The organism is Streptomyces sp. NPDC059224, assembly GCF_042754285.1.
Taxonomy (GTDB): domain Bacteria; phylum Actinomycetota; class Actinomycetes; order Streptomycetales; family Streptomycetaceae; genus Streptomyces.
Genome location: NZ_JBHZAN010000024.1, coordinates 51,975 through 69,870, shown reverse-complemented (window position 1 = coordinate 69,870; position 17,896 = coordinate 51,975). Strand labels below are relative to the sequence as shown.

The 17,896-nt window shown below is 72.2% G+C and carries 16 protein-coding genes; 7 read left to right on the top strand and 9 right to left on the bottom strand.

Annotation, left to right across the window (positions count from 1 at the left end; genetic code table 11):
• Positions 1-60 precede the first annotated feature (60 nt).
• Entirely contained in the window at positions 61-2,277 is a 2,217-nt protein-coding gene (recG, locus tag ACFXI4_RS26410; RefSeq protein ID WP_384995310.1) for an ATP-dependent DNA helicase RecG, read from the bottom strand.
• Positions 2,278-2,449: 172 nt separating this feature from the next.
• On the opposite strand from recG, the gene ACFXI4_RS26405 reads away from it, so the two are divergent.
• Both ACFXI4_RS26405 and ACFXI4_RS26400 read left to right on the top strand, forming a co-directional pair.
• Positions 2,450-4,276 carry an HSP90 family protein gene (locus ACFXI4_RS26405; RefSeq protein WP_384995308.1) on the top strand — a complete coding sequence of 609 codons (1,827 nt, stop codon included), beginning with the start codon at positions 2,450-2,452 and terminating at the stop codon, positions 4,274-4,276.
• On the top strand, positions 4,276-7,194 hold the full coding sequence (locus tag ACFXI4_RS26400; protein WP_384995305.1) for a tetratricopeptide repeat protein: 2,919 nt from the start codon (positions 4,276-4,278) through the stop codon (positions 7,192-7,194). Before ACFXI4_RS26405 ends, ACFXI4_RS26400 begins: the two co-directional genes overlap by 1 nt.
• A 19-nt stretch (positions 7,195-7,213) precedes the next feature.
• Here ACFXI4_RS26400 and ACFXI4_RS26395 read toward each other — a convergent pair whose 3' ends face one another.
• Positions 7,214-8,887 (bottom strand): DAK2 domain-containing protein, encoded by a 1,674-nt coding sequence (locus ACFXI4_RS26395; protein WP_384995302.1) that lies wholly within the window; start codon positions 8,885-8,887, stop codon positions 7,214-7,216.
• Positions 8,888-9,146: 259 nt separating this feature from the next.
• On the opposite strand from ACFXI4_RS26395, the gene rpmB reads away from it, so the two are divergent.
• Complete coding sequence (rpmB, locus tag ACFXI4_RS26390) at positions 9,147-9,332, top strand: 50S ribosomal protein L28 (RefSeq protein WP_384995299.1); 186 nt, start codon at positions 9,147-9,149, stop codon at positions 9,330-9,332.
• Positions 9,333-9,683: 351 nt separating this feature from the next.
• Here the strand turns inward: rpmB and thiD are convergent, their stop codons facing one another.
• The gene (gene thiD / locus ACFXI4_RS26385; RefSeq protein WP_384995297.1) at positions 9,684-10,481 is read right to left on the bottom strand and encodes a bifunctional hydroxymethylpyrimidine kinase/phosphomethylpyrimidine kinase; all 798 of its coding nucleotides are present in this window, start codon (positions 10,479-10,481) and stop codon (positions 9,684-9,686) included.
• Complete coding sequence (locus tag ACFXI4_RS26380) at positions 10,478-11,443, bottom strand: thiamine-phosphate kinase (RefSeq protein ID WP_046733970.1); 966 nt, start codon at positions 11,441-11,443, stop codon at positions 10,478-10,480. Before ACFXI4_RS26380 ends, thiD begins: the two co-directional genes overlap by 4 nt.
• Before the next feature lie 206 nt (positions 11,444-11,649).
• Here ACFXI4_RS26380 and ACFXI4_RS26375 point away from each other — a divergent pair, with 206 nt between their 5' ends.
• A complete protein-coding gene (locus ACFXI4_RS26375; protein WP_352219363.1) occupies positions 11,650-11,883 on the top strand; it encodes an Lrp/AsnC ligand binding domain-containing protein in 234 nt (77 codons plus the stop codon).
• A 20-nt stretch (positions 11,884-11,903) separates the two neighbouring features.
• Positions 11,904-12,389, top strand: coding sequence for a DUF3515 domain-containing protein (locus ACFXI4_RS26370; RefSeq protein WP_384995292.1), 486 nt, complete (start codon positions 11,904-11,906; stop codon positions 12,387-12,389).
• 251 nt (positions 12,390-12,640) lie between these two features.
• On the opposite strand, the gene ACFXI4_RS26365 is transcribed toward ACFXI4_RS26370, so the two are convergent.
• From ACFXI4_RS26365 to ACFXI4_RS26355, 3 genes are read right to left on the bottom strand one after another with little or no spacing between them, the layout of a single operon-like run.
• Positions 12,641-13,798, bottom strand: a complete 1,158-nt coding sequence (locus tag ACFXI4_RS26365) for a D-alanine--D-alanine ligase family protein (protein WP_384995290.1) — start codon at positions 13,796-13,798, stop codon at positions 12,641-12,643.
• Positions 13,799-13,857: 59 nt separating this feature from the next.
• Complete coding sequence (locus ACFXI4_RS26360) at positions 13,858-14,868, bottom strand: NAD(P)H-dependent glycerol-3-phosphate dehydrogenase (protein WP_362721598.1); 1,011 nt, start codon at positions 14,866-14,868, stop codon at positions 13,858-13,860.
• A complete protein-coding gene (locus ACFXI4_RS26355) occupies positions 14,865-15,629 on the bottom strand; it encodes a lysophospholipid acyltransferase family protein (RefSeq protein WP_362721601.1) in 765 nt (254 codons plus the stop codon). Before ACFXI4_RS26355 ends, ACFXI4_RS26360 begins: the two co-directional genes overlap by 4 nt.
• Before the next feature lie 178 nt (positions 15,630-15,807).
• On the opposite strand from ACFXI4_RS26355, the gene cofC reads away from it, so the two are divergent.
• Together cofC and ACFXI4_RS26345 are read left to right on the top strand one after the other, a co-directional pair.
• Entirely contained in the window at positions 15,808-16,446 is a 639-nt protein-coding gene (gene cofC / locus ACFXI4_RS26350; RefSeq protein WP_384995287.1) for a 2-phospho-L-lactate guanylyltransferase, read from the top strand.
• A 9-nt stretch (positions 16,447-16,455) separates the two neighbouring features.
• On the top strand, positions 16,456-16,659 hold the full coding sequence (locus ACFXI4_RS26345) for a hypothetical protein (protein WP_362717307.1): 204 nt from the start codon (positions 16,456-16,458) through the stop codon (positions 16,657-16,659).
• 172 nt (positions 16,660-16,831) lie between these two features.
• Here ACFXI4_RS26345 and ACFXI4_RS26340 read toward each other — a convergent pair whose 3' ends face one another.
• Positions 16,832-17,440, bottom strand: coding sequence for an HU family DNA-binding protein (locus tag ACFXI4_RS26340; RefSeq protein ID WP_362717310.1), 609 nt, complete (start codon positions 17,438-17,440; stop codon positions 16,832-16,834).
• Positions 17,441-17,580: 140 nt separating this feature from the next.
• Positions 17,581-17,811, bottom strand: coding sequence for a hypothetical protein (locus ACFXI4_RS26335; RefSeq protein WP_384995284.1), 231 nt, complete (start codon positions 17,809-17,811; stop codon positions 17,581-17,583).
• Positions 17,812-17,896: the final 85 nt, after the last annotated feature.

Here is a 17,896-nt window from a genome sequence, read left to right as displayed (position 1 = left end):
GCTGCGGGTCCGGCGTGGCCTGTCGCCCAGATCCCCGCACCCTTTCGGGGCGCGTCAGGCTCAGCCCTTCTCCAGGTACTGCTCCCTCTCCTCGTCCAGAAGGGCGTCCAGGGCCGTTCGGAGACCGGTCAGGCCGGTCAGCTCCGGGTCGCCGGCCACCAGCGCCGTCGCCTCCTCGCGGGCCTCCGCGATGATCTCCTCGTCCTCGATCACCGCCAGGACGCGGAGGCTGGAGCGGGCTCCCGACTGGGCCTGGCCGAGGACGTCGCCCTCTCTGCGCTGTTCGAGGTCGATGCGGGAGAGCTCGAAGCCGTCCAGGGTCGAGGCGACGGCCGTCAGGCGCTGGCGGGCCGGGCTCGCCTCGGCCATCTCCGTGACCAGCAGACAGAGTCCGGCGGCGGAACCGCGGCCCACGCGGCCGCGCAGCTGGTGCAGCTGGGACACGCCGAAGCGGTCGGCGTCCATGATCACCATTGCGGTGGCGTTGGGGACGTTCACACCGACCTCGATGACCGTGGTGGCGACCAGGACGTCCGTGTCGCCGGCCGCGAAGCGGCGCATCACCGCGTCCTTGTCGTCCGGGTGCATACGGCCGTGCAGGACCTCAACCCGCAGGCCGCTCAGCGGGCCCTTGGCGAGGTGGTCGGCCACGTCCAGGACGGCGAGCGGGGGGCGCTTCTCCGCCTCGTCCTCGGCCGACTTCCTCGCCTTCTTCGGGTCGTCCTCCTCGTCGCCGATGCGGGGGCAGACGACATACGCCTGGTGCCCGTTCACGACCTCCTCCCGCACCCGCTCCCAGGCTCGGGCCAGGAAGTGGGGCTTGTCGGCGGCGGGGACGACATGGGTGGCGATCGGGGAGCGGCCGGCCGGCAGCTGGTCCAGCACGGAGGTCTCCAGGTCGCCGAAGACCGTCATCGCGACCGTGCGCGGGATCGGGGTGGCGGTCATGACGAGCAGGTGGGGCGGCTTCTTGCCCTTGCCGCGCAGGGCGTCCCGCTGCTCGACGCCGAAGCGGTGCTGTTCGTCGACGACCACCAGGCCCAGGTCGTGGAACTGGACCTTGTCCTCGATCAGCGCGTGCGTGCCGATCACCAGTCCGGCGTCGCCGGTGACGAGGTCGAGCATGGCCTGGCGACGGGCGGCCGTGCCCGTCGAGCCGGTGAGCAGGACCACCTTGGTGGCGTGCTCTGCACCGCCCAGCATGCCGCCTTCGGCCAGCTCCCCCATCATCTCGGTGATCGAGCGGTGGTGCTGCTGGGCGAGCACCTCGGTGGGCGCGAGCATGGCCGCCTGGCCGCCCGCGTCGACCACCGCGAGCATGGCGCGCAGGGCCACCAGCGTCTTTCCGCTGCCGACCTCGCCCTGCAGGAGCCGGTGCATCGGATGCTCCGTCGCCAGGTCGTCGAAGATCTCCTTCGAGACCTTCTGCTGGCCGTCCGTGAGGGTGAACGGGAGGCGGTCGTCGAAGGCCGTCAGGAGGCCGTCGGGACGGGGCCTGCGGGCCACCGCCGGGAGTTGGGCGTCGGTGTGGCGGCGGCGGGCGAGGGCGACCTGGAGGACGAAGGCCTCGTCCCACTTGAGGCGGTCGCGGGCCTGCGCGATGTCCGCCTTGGTGTGCGGGCGGTGGATCTTGAGCAGGGCCTCGGGAAGGGAGACCAGGCCGCGGCCCTCGCAGAGGGCGGGCGGCAGGGGGTCCAGGGCCTCCTGGGCGCTCGGCAGGACCGTCTGGACGGCCTTGCCGATCTTCCAGGACTCCAGCTTGGCGGTGGCCGGGTAGAGCGGGATCAGGGTTCCGGCCCAGGTCTCCACCGATTCGTCCGGGTCGTCGCCGCGCAGCAGTTCGTAGGCCGGGTGGGCCAGTTGGAGGCGGCGGTTGAAGACCGAGACCTTGCCGGCGAACATCGCGCGCGTGCCCGGCAGGAGTTCCTTGTGGGGCTTGTGCACGCCGTTGCCGAAGAAGACCAGTTGGAGCCGGCCGCTGCCGTCGGTGATCGTGACCTCCAGCCGCTGGCCCTTGCCGCGCGGCGCCTTGGCGGAGGCGAAGGTGTGCAGCCGTGCCTCGGCCACCATGGCGACCACCGTGACGTGTTCGTCCATGGGCAGGTCGGCGAGGTGGGTGAGCTGGCCGCGCTCCTCGTATCTGCGGGGGTAGTGGTGCAGGAGATCGCCGACCGTGTGCAGGCCGAGGTGCTCGGCCATCACCTTCGCGGTGGCTGGGCCGAGCACTGACTTCAGGGGTTGTTTCAGCGGTTCTTCCAGTGCGGGCACGAGATCCATTGCACACCACGCCACTGACAATGCCGTATATGTCTCGGGAAACCCCTGGTCAGGCGGCCGTCTTGAGTCATAGGATGGCGCGCTCCGGCCATCCTTCCGCGGTCACCACCCCACCCGGGACCGCCCGACCCCGCGCCGACCACGTCTTCTTCCCCCCTCCGGCGCAGCGACGATGGACTCCCAGACCTCACAGTCATCCCAGGCATCACAGCCACCTCATTCGTTCCAGGTCGACCTGCGTGGTCTGGTGGACCTGCTCTCCCATCACCTGTACTCCAGTCCCAAGGTCTACCTGCGCGAGCTGCTGCAGAACGCTGTGGACGCGATCACCGCGAGACGGGCCGAACAGCCCGACGCCCCGGCACGGGTGCGGCTGTACGCCGACGGCAGCGCCCTGCGGGTGGAGGACAGCGGCGTCGGGCTCACCGAGTCGGACGTGCACGGTCTGCTCGCGACCATCGGGCGCAGCTCCAAGCGGTCGGACGGGCTGCAGGAGGCCCGCTCGGACTTCCTGGGCCAGTTCGGCATCGGACTGCTGGCCTGTTTCGTGGTCGCCGAACGGATCCGTGTGGTCAGCCGCAGCGCCCGCACCCCGGACGCGCCCCCCGTGGAGTGGACGGCGCGCGACGACGGGTCGTACACGGTGCGGACGCTGGCGCCCGAGGCGCGGCCCGAGCCCGGCACCACCGTGCATCTGGTGGCGCGGGCGGGGGCGGCGGAGTGGCTGGACGAGCGGCGGGTGCTCGCGCTGGCGCGGGACTTCGGTTCGCTGCTGCCCTACGACGTCCGGGTGGGGGACGAGGCGGTCACCGACCTGCCCGCGCCCTGGGACCGGCCGTACCCCTCCCCCGGCACCCGCCGGGTGGCGCTGGCCCGGCACTGTCAGGAGCTGTTCGGGTTCGCGCCGCTGGACTCGATCGCGCTGGACGTGCCGCTGGCCGGGATCCGGGGTGTGGCGTACGTGCTGCCGTCGGCGGTGAGTCCCGCCCAGCGGGCCACCCATCGCGTGCACCTCAAGGGCATGCTGCTCACCGAGCGGGCCGAACAGCTGCTGCCGGACTGGGCGTTCTTCGTGCGCTGCGTCCTGGACACGGACAGTCTGCGGCCGACCGCCTCGCGCGAGTCGCTGTACGAGGACGAGACCCTGGCCGCCGTACGGGAGGCGCTCGGCGAAAGGATTCGGTCCTGGCTGACCGGCCTTGCCGCAGGCGATCCGGAACGGCTCTCGGCGTTCTTGTCGGTGCACCACCTCGGGGTGAAGTCGCTGGCCCGGCACGACCGGGAGATGCTGCGCACGATGCTGCCGTGGCTCCCCTTCGAGACCACCGACGGGCAGCTGTCCCTGGAGGAGTTCGCACAGCGCCACCCGGTGGTGCACTTCACGCGGACGGTCGAGGAGTACCGGCAGGTCGCGCCGATCGCCTCCGCGCAGGGCGTCGGGGTGATCAACGGCGGTTACACGTACGACAGCGAGCTGGTCGAGGCGCTGCCCTCGGTGCGGCCCGGCACGGTGGTCGCCGAGCTGGACGCGGACACCGTGACCGCGCACCTGGACGCGGTGGATCCGGCGGAGGAGCTGGCGCTGGCGGGCTTTCTCGGGGCCGCGCGGGCGAAGCTGGACCCGCTGGGGTGCGATGTCGTCCTGCGCGCCTTCCACCCGCTCTCCGTGCCCGCGCTGCACCTGGACGACCGGGCCGCACGGCACGAGCAGGCCCGTGCGGAGGCCGAGGAACAGGCCGACGACCTGTGGGCGGGCATCCTGGGCTCGCTGCGCGGCAGCGCGCCCCGGGCGCGGCTGGTGCTCAACCATCTCAACCCGCTGGTCCGGCGGATCAGTTCCCTGACGGATCCGGAGCTGATCGGCACCGCGAGCGAATCGCTCTACGGGCAGGCGCTGCTGATGGCCCAGCGCCCGCTGCGGCCCGCCGACTCGGTGCTGATCAACCGCTCGTTCATCGGCCTCCTGGAGTGGGCCACTCATGGGGAGGGTGACCGCTGATGGAGGAAACCGGCGGGATCGCGGACTTCGACGCGCTGCGCCGCGCGATGGCCGAGAACTCCGAGGAGCCGGAGGGTCCCGCCCGCAACGCGCGCGCGGAGCAGCTGCTGGCGGAGGCCGAGAAGCTGAACGTCCCGCTCGCCGTGATCGAGGCGCTCGGACACCAGCTGAAGGTCTACAACTACAGCTCCGAGAAGGACAAGATGTTCGTCCCCTTCGCGCGTCTGCTGCGCCTGTGGGACGAGCGGCCCGGGGACTTCGACGAGTACGAGACGCATTCCCTTCACTGGGTCTTCAAGTGGATGTCGGCCGGCATGCTCGACCAGCCGCACATCCCGCTCGCCTCGGTCGAGAAGTGGCTGGGCGAGATGGAGCACCGCTACCGGCTGGCCGGGCACTCCGAGCGGGCGGTGCGCAGCGCCGAGTTCAGTGTCGCCGCGCACATCGGTGACTTCCCGCGCGCGGAGCGGGCGTACACGGCCTGGCTGGCGGCGGACCGGGACCGGATGGCCGACTGCCACGCGTGCGAGCTGCACGGGCAGGGCGGCTGGCAGCTGCGCAACGGCCGCGACGCCGAGGCGCTTCAGCTGTGGCGGCCGGTCCTGGAGGGCGAGTACAGCTGCGCCCACGAGCCGCACACGGTCCTGGCCTCCTCCCTGGTCCCGCTGCTGCGGCTCGGCCGGGTCGACGAGGCCCGCGCGCACCACCTGCGCGGTTTCCGTCTCGTCCGCCCCATGGAGAGCATGCGGGGCGCGTTCGCGGACCATGTGGAGTTCTGCGCGCTGACCGGCAACGAGGCGCGCGGTCTCGAACTGCTGGCGGAACGTCCCGCCTACTTCACGGACACCGGGCAGCCGCGCACCCGGATGGACTTCCTGGCGGTGGTGACGCTGCTGATGGACCGGCTGACCGGGCTGGGTCTCGGTGCGCAGCGGGTACCGGGCCCCGCCGGGCGGGCGTGGACCGCCACGGAACTCGCCGGGCACGCGCGCGCGGAGGCCCTGGAGCTGGCCGCGCGGTTCGATGCCCGCAACGGCACCTCCCACGTCGGCGACCAACTGCGCGAGCGCATGGACCAGCGGCCGCTGGTGGACCGGCTGCCGCTGGGCGTGCGGGCGGCACGGACGGCGCCCGCCGGGCCCATCGCGCCGGTGGTGCGGGCGCCCGCGCCGGAGCGGCCGTCGCTGCCCGCGCTGCTCGCCGAGGCGCGCCGGCTCTCGGACACCCTCCAGCCGCACGCCCTGGACGCCTGGGCGGCGGTGGCGGAGGCCGCCGAGGGTGCCGCAGGCGCCGAGGTGGACACCTACGTCCGCGCGGAGATCGCCGACCACACGGCGATGGGCCGCGGCCCCGAGGGCGCCGAGCTGTTCGAGCGGGCGGCGGAGCTGTACGCGGAGGCCGGTGACGAGGGCGAGGCGATCGCGGCACGCGCGCGTGCCGCCTACGTCCGCGCGCTGTCCGGGGAGCTGGACGAGGCGACGGCCGCGATCGGCGAGCCGTACGACCGGATCCTCGCGCTGTACGCCGACGACGCCACCGGCGTACGGCAGACGGCGTCCGTGCTGATGAGCCGGGCGCGGATCCTGATGCGGCGGGTCCACGAGCGGTCGGAGGGCACCGCCGACGCCGAGCGGGCCGTACGGGAGCTGCTGGCGCTGGTCGGCGGGCGCGGCGGGTCCGACGTCCGGCTGGTGTCCCGGGCGGCCGAGGGGCGGGCGATGCTCGCCGAACTGGCCGAGCAGGCCGGCGACGGCGAGCGGGCGGGTGAGCTGTTCCGGCAGGCGTCGGCGCAGTTCGTCGGTGCGAAGCTGCCGTGGTTCGCGGTGGAGTACGAGGTGCGGGTGGCCGCGCTCGCCCATGAGCAGGGCGACATGGCCGAGGCGGAGCGGGCGCTGCGCGCGGCCCTGGAGCACGGCGGCCCGCACGTGGAGCCGGTGGGGCGGGCGCAGCTGCATCTCCAGCTGGCCGAGGTGCTCGGCGGCCGCGGCGCGGCCGAGGAGGCCGCCGAACATGCCCTTCAGGCGGCGCACTGGGCGGACGAGGCCGGGGAGAGCTCCACCCTGGGCGCCTGGGCGCGGCACCAGCTGGGCGGCCTCCTGCTGCGGCAGGGGCGGTTCGCGGAGGCCGCCGAGGTGCTGGAGTCGGCGCTGGCCGACCTGAGCGCCGAGACGCACGGGGACGGCGCGGTCGTGCAGACCCAGTGGTGGCTCGGGGACTGTCTGAGCGAGCTCGGCGAGCACCACGCGGCGGCCGAACGGCGGCTCCAGGCGGCCGAGATCGCCCGGCACTGGCCCGAGCAGCACGACCACGCCACCCTCGCGCACCTGGCCGCCGAGTCGCTGGGCAACGCGGGCCTGGCCGCCGAGGCGGACCGGGCGTACACGCGCGCGGGCGAGCTGTGGCGGGCGATGGGCAACGTGCACTTCCTGGTCCGCTCACTGCGGGCCCGGGCGTGGCTGGCGCTGCGCACGGAGGCCGGGACGGCGGGCGCGCGGCACCTGATGACGGCCGCGGTGACGGAGTGCGAGACGGCACTGAAGGGGCTCAGGGACCCGGCGGCCCGGGACCGGCTCGCCGGTGAACTGGGCCACACCCACCGGCAGTTCGGAGATCTGCTGGCCCGGTCCGTGTCCGAGGACGCGCAGGACGCGGCGATCCGGGACGCGTTCGAGGCGGCGCTGGCCGAGACGACGGCCGCGATCGCCGTCTTCGCCGAGCTGGGCGCGGACGGGCTGCACAGCCGTACCGGCGCCGAACTCGCGGCGGGCTGGCTGGAGGCCGACCTGAGCCGGCCGGCCGACGCGGCGGCACGCGCGCGTGCGGTGCTGGACGCCTACGAGGGCGCCGACCCGGACGACGAGACGGTCCGGGCCCGGCGGGCGGAGGCCCGGCAGCTGCTGGAGCCCACGGAGGCGTGAGGAGGCGTGCGCAGCGGGCTCACTCGACGCCGATGAGGAGCGGGGCCCCCTGCCGGCCGCCGTCGTAGACCACCGTGTCGACGGCGAGGTAGGCCTCGCGCACCCGTGCCTGGAGGCGTTCGCTGACGCCTTCGGGCGCCTCGGCGCCGAGGACGAGGGTGACCAGTTCGCCGCCGGCCTGGAGCATGCGGTCCAGGACGCTCTCGGCGGTGGCGGTCACGTCCGAGCCGATCACGGCCACGTCACCGTCGATCAGGCCGAGCACGTCACCGGCCTGGCAGATGCCGGCCATGGTCCAGGACTGCCGTTCCGCGACCACGACCTCGGCGTAGCGGGTGGCACCGGCCGCCGAGGTCATCTGGACGACGTCCTCGTCGAAGCGGCGGTCCGGCTGGTGCACCGCGAGCGCGGCGATGCCCTGGACCGCGGAGCGGGTCGGGATGAGGGCGACCCGGATGCCCTCCGCACGGACCTGCTCGGCCGCCGCGGCCGCCGTGTGCCGCAGGTCGGCGTCGTTGGGCAGCAGCACCACCTCGCGCGCGTGGGCCCGTCGTACGGCGTCCACCAGCTCCCCGCTGGCGGGCGGCTCCCCGGGGCGCGCGAGCACGGTGGTCGCGCCGGACTCGCCGTACAGCCCGACCAGCCCCTCTCCCGGCACCACGGCCACCACGGCCCGCTGCACCCGCTCGCGCGGCGGCTCCGCGCCGGTGTGCACGTCCCCCGCGCCGAAGTGCGTGATCCGGATCCGGTGCGGACGGCCCGCCTCGACGCCCGCCTCCACGGCGGCGCCGGCGTCGTCGACGTGCACGTGGACGTTCCACAGACCGTCGCCGCCGACCACGACCAGGGAGTCACCGAGCGCGTCGAGCCGGGCTCGCAGCCGCACCACCGCGGCGTCCTCGGCCTCCAGGAGGTAGATGACCTCGAAGGCGGGGCCCGTGGCCGACTGGGCGCACGCCTCGGCCCGGGCGTCGGAAACGGCGTCCACGCGTGCGTGCGCGACCGGGAGCGCTCCGTAGGCGTGCAGGTCGAAAGCCGTCGGCGTCTCCCCCGTGAACGCCTCCACCAGCGCCCCGAGCACCGCGACCAGGCCCCGCCCGCCCGCGTCGACCACGCCGGCCCGCTCCAGCACGGCCAGCTGCCCCGGGGTCCTGGCGAGCGCCTCGCACGCGCCCTCGTAGGCGGCCCGGACGATCGCCCCGCCGTCGCCCTCGGCCGCGTGGGCCGCGTCGGCCGCCGCCGTGGCGACCGACAGCACGGTGCCCTCCACGGGGTGGGCCACGGCCTGGCGGGCGGCGTCGGCGGCGTGCCGCAGGGCGAGCCGCAGCCGCTCGCCCTCGCTGTGAGTCGTCTCACCCTTGGTGAGAACCTGGGCCATGCCGCGCAGGAGCTGGGCCAGGATCGTGCCGGAGTTGCCGCGCGCGCCTATCAGCGCGCCGTGCGCCATCGCGCGGACCGCGTCGGCCAGGGTGGGGACCTCCTCGCCCAGCTCGTAGCCGGCGAAGACGGCCTCCACGGCCCCGGCGGCCGACTCCACCGTCAGATAGAGGTTCGTGCCCGTGTCGCCGTCGGCCACCGGATAGACGTTGATCGCGTCGATCTCCTCGCGTGCCCGGCCGATCGCCCCGAGCGCGAGACCGCACCAGGTGCGTACCGCGAGAGCATCGAAGAATGTCTGCGGCACCTGCGCCACCTGCGCCTCCTTGAGCTGGCCCGACGTGGTCGCAGCGTAGACCCCGCAAGGGCGTCCACCGGAAGTGGGCCGTGAGCGGGCCCCTGAGCTGCCATGCTAGTTTCGTCTAACCGTCGCGGCCGTTGTATGCTGCTCCGGTTGCCCGATCCGATCGGGCCATTACCCCTGGCAACGCCACTCAAGATCTCAGATCCCTGGATCTCGATCCCGGCAAGCCGGGATCCAACCGTAAGTGCATCTGAAGTCTTTGGAGTGACCCGTGGCTGCCAACTGCGACGTCTGCGGCAAGGGGCCGGGCTTCGGCAACAACATCTCGCACTCGCACCGCCGTACGTCCCGTCGCTGGAACCCGAACATCCAGCGTGTGCGTACCGTGGTCGGCGGGACGCCGAAGCGCGTGAACGCCTGCACCTCGTGCATCAAGGCCGGCAAGATCTCGCGCTGACGCACTGCTGCTAGCGCGCGGCCACAGCCGGTTCGCCGCACTGAGCCGGTCCACCCGAGGGTGGACCGGCTTTTTGCCGTACCCGTCTTCGGGCAGACCTGCTTCCGGGTCCCCGTCGGCGCGGTGTGGCGGTCGTCGGCGCCCGTCTTCTCGCCGGTGGGCCGGCCCTCGCGGACGGTGGCCGCCGCACGGCGTCCGCCGGGTACGAGACCTGGATCCGGGACTTCGCCAGGGGGCGCCAGAGGATGTCCGGGACCGCGGGTGCCGGGTTCCCGGGTGCCGCCCGCCGGCCCGTTTCCCCAAGAGGACGACGGAGAGGACGGCCACCCGCGTCGCGCCACGGGAGTACCCCTACCGAGGGTCCCGGCGCAGGGCCCAGCCGTGGTCCACCGGCCCGATCCCGGCGCCGAGCGCGAACCCGGCGGCGATCGCCCCGGTGACGTACTCCTTGGCCGCCGCCACCGCCTCCGGCACGGACTGTCCCTTCGCGAGCTGCGAGGCGATCGCGGACGCGAGGGTGCAGCCCGTGCCATGCGTGTGCCGGTTGTCGTGCCGGGGTGCGCGCAGCCGGAACTCGTCGGTGCCGTCCGTGAGCAGGTCCACTGCCTCGCCCGGCAGATGCCCGCCCTTGATCAGCACCCAGCGCGGCCCGTACGCCAGCACGGCCGCCGCGGCCCGGCGCAGATCCGACTCCGACTCGACCTGTACACCGGTGAGTTGGGCCACCTCGTCCAGGTTGGGGGTGGCCACGGTGGCCAGCGGGAGGAGCTTGGTGCGCACCGAGTCCAGCGCGGAGGCCGCGAGCAGGGAGTCGCCGTGCTTGGAGACCCCCACCGGGTCGACGACCACGGGCGCGTCGGTACCGGCGATCAACTCCGCCACCGTCTCGACGAGTTCGGCCGAGGCGAGCATCCCGGTCTTCACCGCGTCCACGCCGATGTCGTCGGCCACGCTGCGGTACTGGGCCCGCACAGCCGCCACCGGCAGCTCCCAAGCGCCCTGCACGCCCACGGAGTTCTGCGCGGTGACCGCCGTGATCACGCTCATGCCGTGCACGCCCAGTGCCAGCATCGTCTTCAGGTCGGCCTGGATCCCGGCCCCGCCTCCGGAGTCGGAGCCCGCGACCGTCAGCACCCGCGGGAGCGTCATGACTCGATGTCCCCGAAGTGGTCCCAGCCGCCCTTGCTGGTCCAGGGCGCCCCGTCGACGGTCACCTGGGGCAGCGCCGACGGGTTGAGGACCTCGCCGATCACCTTCCAGCGGGCGGGCAGCTTCACGTCCGGCGGGAAGGTCGCCACGATCGCGTGGTCCTCGCCGCCGGTCAGCACCCACTGGATGGGATCGACGCCGACGGCCTGGCCGATGTCGTTCATCTGGGTCGGGACGTCGATCGCACCGGAGCGGATGTCGATCCGCACCTTGCTGGCCTCCGCGATGTGGCCGAGGTCGGCGATCAGTCCGTCGCTGACGTCGCACATCGCGGTGGCGCCGAGACCCGCGGCCGCCGGGCCGGCGTGGTACGGCGGCTCGGGGCGGCGGTGCGCCTCCACGAAGGCGCGCGGCGACCGGAAGCCCCGGGAGAGTACCGCGTACCCGGCCGCGGACCAGCCCAGCCAGCCGGTGACTGCCACCAGGTCACCGGGCTGGGCACCGGCCCGGGTGACCGGCTCCTGGTTGCGCAGATCGCCGAGCGCGGTGATGGAGACCATGATCGTGTCGCCCCGGACCACGTCCCCGCCGACCACCGAGGCACCGGCCACCTGGCACTCGTCCCGGATGCCGTCCATCAGTTCGCTGGGCCAGGTCACCGGCAGTTCGGCGGGGACGACCAGGCCGAGCAGCAACGCGGTCGGCACGGCACCCATGGCGGCGATGTCCGCGAGGTTCTGGGCGGCCGCCTTGCGGCCCACGTCGTAGGCCGTGGACCAGTCGCGGCGGAAGTGCCGGCCCTCCAGCAGGATGTCGGTGCTCGCCACGACCCTGCGGTCGGGCGCGGCGACCACCGCGGCGTCGTCGCCGGGGCCGACCCGGACCGCCGGAGTGGTGGTGAGACGGGAGGTGAGCTCCCTGATGAGCCCGAACTCCCCCAGCTCACCAACAGTGCCCTTCATTGCCCTTACGCCCCTTCTCTGCCTTGCCGTGCCCGCTCGCGCGTCATCGTCGTCCTGGATACGGTCGAGGTGACCGTCAACTTCTGTCCTGCCTGCACCCTGGCGCGCAAGCCCCTGTCCGCGCAGGTCTCCCCGCGGTGAGCGGCGACGCGATACCGTGGCGTTCCTTTTCCCCACATGATCCTCGTGGCCGCCCTGGAGGTTCCGTGGTACAGGCGTACATCCTGATCCAGACGGAGGTCGGCAAAGCGTCGACCGTCGCCGAGATCATCAGCAAGATCCCTGGTGTCATCCAGGCCGAGGATGTGACAGGACCGTATGACGTCATCGTGCGCGCGCAGGCGGAGACGGTCGACGAACTCGGCCGGCTCGTGGTCGCGAGAGTCCAGCAAGTGGAGGGCATCACGCGTACCCTGACCTGCCCGGTCGTCCATCTGTAACCCCCGTCTACGCTTGGCCGGTGAACTTCTTCCGTCACCGGCCATTCGGTCTGTCCGCGCTCGTCGTGCTGATGATCGCGGCAGCGGGCTGCTCTTCAGCAGACGACCGCCCGTCGGCGGCGGTTCCCCGTCCGGGTGCGGCGGTTGCCGAGCTGTGCCGGAACCTCGACGAGGGGTTGCCGGAGAAGGTGGACAAGCTCGCCCGGCGTGACCCCGAGCCCGCCTCCGCGCTGACGGCGGGCTGGGGGAACCCCGCGATCATACTGCGCTGCGGTGTCGAGCGGCCTGCGAAGATGGCCGACCCCGAAGCCGACGGGGTCGAGGTCGACGGGGTCGGCTGGCTGCTCGAGCAGGAGGCCGACAAATCGTTTCGCTTCACGACGACGCTGCGGAAGGCGTATGTCGAGGTGACGATCCCCGCGGGGCGGACCGGGGACGGTATGGCGCCATTGGTGAACCTGGCGCCGGCCATCAAGAAGGCGGTCCCGGAGGGCATCGCCGACTGAGGCCGCTCCGGCGGATCAGGCCGGACGCGGAGTCCGCCGGACCTCCCCCGCAGGGGGACCCCCAGGGGCGTCGTTGTCGCCGGTCGTCCACGTCCCCGGCCTTCGGGCCGCCGGGAGGCGCCCCCACCACGCTGCCGCCCTCCGCCGCCCTGAGGTCGGACGCGCCAGATCCCGCTCACCGGCGTCGTGTGCCGGTTCGTCGTGGCGTGTCGCGCGGTTGCTCCTCCCCGGCCATCGGCTGAGGGGGCGTGTCAGCGCAGGCCCGTCGAGCGGTTCAGCGCCGCCTGGATCAGGCGGTCGATCAGGTCCGGGTAGCTGACGCCCGTCGCCTGCCACATCTGGGGGTACATCGAGATCGGGGTGAAGCCGGGCATCGTGTTGATCTCGTTGATCACGAAATCGCCCTCCTCGGTGAGGAAGAAGTCCGCGCGGACCAGCCCCTCGCAGGACGCGGCCTCGAAGGCGTCCACCGCGAGCGCCTGGATCTCGGCGGTCTCCGCCTCGGTCAGCGGGGCCGGGACGATGCCAGGGGTCGAGTCGATGTACTTGGCCTCGAAGTCGTAGTACGCGTGCGTGTCGGCCGGCGGGATCTCGGCCGGCACCGAGGCGCGCGGGCCGTCCTCGAACTCCAGGACGCCGACCTCCAACTCACGGCCGCGCAGCGCCGCCTCGACCAGGATCTTCGGGTCGTGGACCTGTGCGGTGGCGATCGCCTCGTCCAGACCGGAGAGGTCGTCGACCTTGGTGATGCCGATCGACGACCCGGCCCGCGCGGGCTTCACGAACAGCGGCCAGCCGTGCTCGCCCGCGAAGTCCACGATCCTGCGGCGGGCGGCGGACTCGTCCTGCTTCCACTCGCGGGGACGGATCACCAGGTACGGGCCGACCTTCAGCCCGAACGAGGTGAACACCCGTTTCATGTACTCCTTGTCCTGGCCGACGGCCGAGGCGAGCACGCCGGAGCCGACGTAGGGGACGCCGGAGAGCTCCAGGAGGCCCTGCAGGGTGCCGTCCTCGCCGTAGGGTCCGTGCAGCATCGGGAAGACGACGTCGACCTCGCCGAGCGCCTTGGGCACGGAGCCCGGCTCGCTGTAGACGACCTCGCGGTTGGCCGGGTCGACGGGGAGCAGCACGCCGCCCTCGGTGGACTCGGCGAGGTCGCCGACCTCGGGCGTACGGCGGTCGCTGATCGCCATGCGTTCGGGTTCGTCGGCCGTGAGCACCCAGCGGCCTTCCCGCGTGATGCCGATCGGCAGGACGTCGTACTTCGTCCGGTCGATGGCGCTCAGCACGGCTCCGGCGGTGACCATGGAGATCCCGTGCTCGGAGCTGCGGCCGCCGAACACGACGGCCACACGGGGCTTGCGAGCGGGCTGCTCAGGGCTTTGGGAGAGGTTCTCGATGCTCATATCGCGATGAGAGTACCCGGTGGTAGGGCCCCGATACAGCGTCCGCCGGGTGCGTTCGCTCAGCGTCGCTCGGGCTTCGCGCTGCGCGACATCAGCTCCTTGAGGGCGACCACCGGCGGCTTGCCCTCGTGCACGATGTCGACCACCGTCTCGGTGATCGGCATCTCCACGCCGTGCCGGCGGGCGAGATCCGCCACGGACTCGCAGGACTTGACGCCCTCGGCGGTCTGCCGGGTGACCGCGATGGTCTCCTCCAGGGTCATGCCCTTGCCGAGGTTGGTGCCGAAGGTGTGGTTGCGGGACAGCGGCGAGGAACAGGTCGCCACCAGGTCGCCGAGGCCGGCGAGGCCGGAGAAGGTCAGCGGGTCGGCGCCGAGCGCGACACCGAGTCGGGTGGTCTCGGCGAGGCCGCGGGTGATGAGCGAGCCCTTGGCGTTGTCACCGAGCCCCATGCCGTCGGCGATGCCGACCGCGAGCCCGATGACGTTCTTGACCGCGCCGCCGAGTTCGCAGCCGATGACGTCGGTGTTGGTGTACGGCCGGAAGTAGGGGGTGTGACAGGCGGCCTGGAGGCGCTCGGCGACCGCCCCGTCGGTGCAGGCGACCACGGCGGCGGCCGGCATCCGGGCCGCGATCTCACGGGCCAGGTTGGGGCCGGTGACCACGGCGATACGGTCCTGGCCGACCTTGGCGACGTCCGCGATGACCTGGCTCATCCGCATGGTGGTGCCGAGTTCGATGCCCTTCATCAGGGACACCAGCGTGGTGCCGCGCGCGAGCAGCGGCGCCCAGTCGGCGAGGTTGGCGCGCATGCTCTGGGAGGGCACCGACAGAACGGTGAAGTCGGCGCCCTTCGCGGCCTCGGCGGGGTCGGTCGTGGCCCGCAGGTTCTCGGGGAGTTCCACGCCGGGCAGGTAGTCGGGGTTGGTGCGGCCGGAGTTGATGGCCTCGGCCACCTCCGCCCGCCGCGCCCACAGGGTGACCTGGCACCCGGCGTCGGCGAGCACCATCCCGAAGGCCGTACCCCATGAACCCGCGCTGAAGACCGCCGCCTTGGCAGGCATGCTCACTTGCCGCTCTCCTCTTCCAGACCGCTCTGCGCACGCGTCCGGCGCCGCTGCTCGATCCGCACCTGGCGTGGATCGTAGGGGGTCTCGGGAGCCTTCTCGCCGCGGATCTCCTCCAGCTGGCGCGTGATCGCCGCCATGATGACCTCGGTCGCCTCCCTGAGGACGTCCTGGGTCATCTCCTTGTCGTAGAAGCGGCTGAGATCGACCGGCGGGCCCGCGAGGACATGGTGTGTCTTGCGCGGCAGCAGGCTGGGCTTCTTCGCGTACGGCGGCAGCAGTTCGTTGGCACCCCACTGGGCGACCGGGATCACCGGGCACTTGGTCTGCAGGGCGACCCTGGCGGCGCCGGTCTTGGCGGCCATCGGCCACTGGTCCGGGTCGCGGGTGATCGTTCCCTCGGGGTAGAAAGCGACGCACTCGCCGCGCTCCACGGCGTCGATCGCGGCCCGGAAGGCGCTGAGGGCGTCGGTGGACTCGCGGTAGACGGGGATCTGACCGGTGCCCCGCATGGCGGCGCCGACGAATCCCTTCTTGAAAAGCCCGCTCTTCGCCAGGAATCGTGGAACACGCCCGGTGTTGTACTGATAGTGCGCGTAGGCGAAGGGGTCGATGTGGGAATTGTGGTTCACCGCGGTGATAAATCCACCCTCTGCCGGAATGTTCTCCATTCCGCGCCAGTCCCGCTTGATCAGGACCACCAGCGGCGGTTTGCAGAGCACTGCAGCGAAGCGGTACCAGAAGCCGATTCTCCGGCGGGGCACGCGCACACCTTCCTCTAGGACTTCTTCCCGGTCCCCGGGACTTCCTCTCCCGGACCGGGGGGCCGGGAGAAGTGTCACCCCGGACCGCCGGTCTGTCGAGGAACACCGTACGCCTCGCTGCCGCGCCTGCCTCGGGGCCCGGGTGACAATGAGGCAACAAGGGAGGGACGGTACGTCGGTGCAGTGGACCTTGGTGATACCCCTCAAGCCCCTGGCGCGAGCCAAGAGCAGGCTCGCGGACACCGCGACGGACGGGCTGCGTCCCGGACTGGCGCTGGCCTTCGCCCAGGACACGGTGGCCGCGGCGCTGGCCTGCCAGGCCGTGAAGGATGTGGCGGTCGTCACGGACGACACGCTGGCCGGACACGAGCTCTCGGCGCTGGGTGCGCACATCGTCCCGGACACGCCGGGAAGCGGCCTGAACGCCGCTCTGCGGCACGGCGCGGCGGTCGTACGCTCGTCGCGTCCGGAAAGCCCGGTGGCCGCCCTGAACGCCGACCTGCCGGCGCTGCGTCCGCTGGAATTGTCCCGGGTGCTCGACGCCGCCGCGGAATTCCCGCGCGCTTTTCTCCCGGACGCGGCGGCTATCGGGACCACCCTGCTGGCCGCGGCCCCCGGCAATGAATTGGCACCCGCATTCGGCCCGGATTCCCGCGCCCGCCACACCGCCTCGGGCGCCGTGGAACTGCGGCCGGCCGGGGTGGAGTCGGTGCGCCAGGACGTGGACACCGGCGCCGACCTGCGCACGGCCCTGGCCCTGGGCGTGGGCCCGCGCACGGCGGCGGTGGCGGCGCGCCTGCTGATCCCGGACCAGTAGGCTGCCGTCATGCAGGCGACCGCATACACGTACGACCCCGAGAGCCGCAGCGGCCAGGTGCTCCTGGACGACGGGACCGCGGTGCCCTTCGACGGCGTCGCGTTCGAGGCGGGCGGGCTGCGACTGCTCCGTCCCGGTCAGCGCGTGCGGATCGAAACCGAGGGGGCCGGAGCCGGCCTCCGGATCACCTTGGTGACGTTGCAGACACTCTGAGGCGGGAGACCAGGGGCGCTGCGAGTCCCCCGGGGCCGAAGGCCGGGAGGGGAACCGCGCGACCGGCCCCCGTCAGGCCGCACCCGGGAACGCGACCCGTGCCGGACACACCGCGGGCCGGACTCCCCCAGGAGTCCGGCCCGTCGCGTGAGTATCCCCGGGACGCCGGTGCCTAGCGCGCAACCGTCTTCTTGGCGGTGGCCTTCCGTGCCGTCGACTTCTTGGCCGGCGCCTTCTTCGCGGTGACCTTCTTGGCCGGCGCCTTCTTCGCGGTCGTCTTCTTGGCCGTGGCCGTGGCCTTCTTCGCGGTCGCCTTCGCCGTGGTCTTCTTGGCGGCAGCCGTCGTCTTCTTGGCCGTCGTCTTCTTCGCGGTGACCTTCTTCGCGGTCACCTTCTTGGCGGTGCTCTTCTTCGCCGCCGCCTTCTTGACCGTCGCCGAAGCGCCGCCGGTCAGGCTGCCCTTGGGCGCCTTCTTGACCGCGACCTCGCCGCCACGCGGGAGCTTCTTCGAGCCGCTCACCAGGTCCTTGAAGCCCTGACCGGCGCGGAAGCGCGGCACGGAGGTCTTCTTGACCCGAACCCGCTCGCCCGTCTGGGGGTTGCGGGCGTAACGCGCCGGGCGGTCCACCTTCTCGAAGGACCCGAAGCCCGTGACCGAGACACGGTCACCCGCGACCACCGCACGGACGACGGCGTCCAGAACCGCGTCGACAGCCTCGGCCGCCTGCTGGCGGCCGCCCATCTTGTCGGCAATCGCTTCTACGAGCTGCGCCTTGTTCACGTCTTCCCCTTCGGAGACATCGCCAGAACGAAAGTGTTCAAGCTTTTTCGCACGTTAGGCAGATATATACCGCAAATCAAACACGAAACGGGCTTATCACCCTTGTGCCGCAACGGACTCGGTCGTCCAGGGCGGTTCAGTCAGCGTTCCTCTTCGGGGAATCGACCCGCGTCGAGGTCCGCGTTGAACCGTTCCAGCCGTCTTGCCGCGTCGGCGATGTCGTGCTTGGCCGCGGCCGTAATGACCAGCAGCTTCCGGGTCAGCGCCATCCGTACGCCCTCCGGGACTTGCAGTGCGCGCACTGTTGTGTGCGCTTCCTTCAGTTGGTCCGCGACCGCCGCATAGAGCTGGAGTTGGCCGTCGTGTTCCATGCACAGATTGTGCCATCTGGGGCGAGTTGTCGCCTGCGCAGGGGGCAACTGCCGCCTCAAATGGCCTTCCGGGCACTTGCGGAAG

What these genes read in the sequence shown, in the direction of transcription:
- recG (WP_384995310.1), bottom strand. Translation starts at nt 2,277, where the DNA reads ATGGATCTCGTGCCCGCACTGGAAGAACCGCTGAAACAACCCCTGAAG.
- ACFXI4_RS26405 (WP_384995308.1), top strand. Translation starts at nt 2,450, where the DNA reads ATGGACTCCCAGACCTCACAGTCATCCCAGGCATCACAGCCACCTCAT.
- ACFXI4_RS26400 (WP_384995305.1), top strand. Translation starts at nt 4,276, where the DNA reads ATGGAGGAAACCGGCGGGATCGCGGACTTCGACGCGCTGCGCCGCGCG.
- thiD (WP_384995297.1), bottom strand. Translation starts at nt 10,481, where the DNA reads ATGACGCTCCCGCGGGTGCTGACGGTCGCGGGCTCCGACTCCGGAGGC.
- ACFXI4_RS26380 (WP_046733970.1), bottom strand. Translation starts at nt 11,443, where the DNA reads ATGAAGGGCACTGTTGGTGAGCTGGGGGAGTTCGGGCTCATCAGGGAG.
- ACFXI4_RS26365 (WP_384995290.1), bottom strand. Translation starts at nt 13,798, where the DNA reads ATGAGCATCGAGAACCTCTCCCAAAGCCCTGAGCAGCCCGCTCGCAAG.
- ACFXI4_RS26345 (WP_362717307.1), top strand. Translation starts at nt 16,456, where the DNA reads ATGCAGGCGACCGCATACACGTACGACCCCGAGAGCCGCAGCGGCCAG.
- ACFXI4_RS26335 (WP_384995284.1), bottom strand. Translation starts at nt 17,811, where the DNA reads ATGGAACACGACGGCCAACTCCAGCTCTATGCGGCGGTCGCGGACCAA.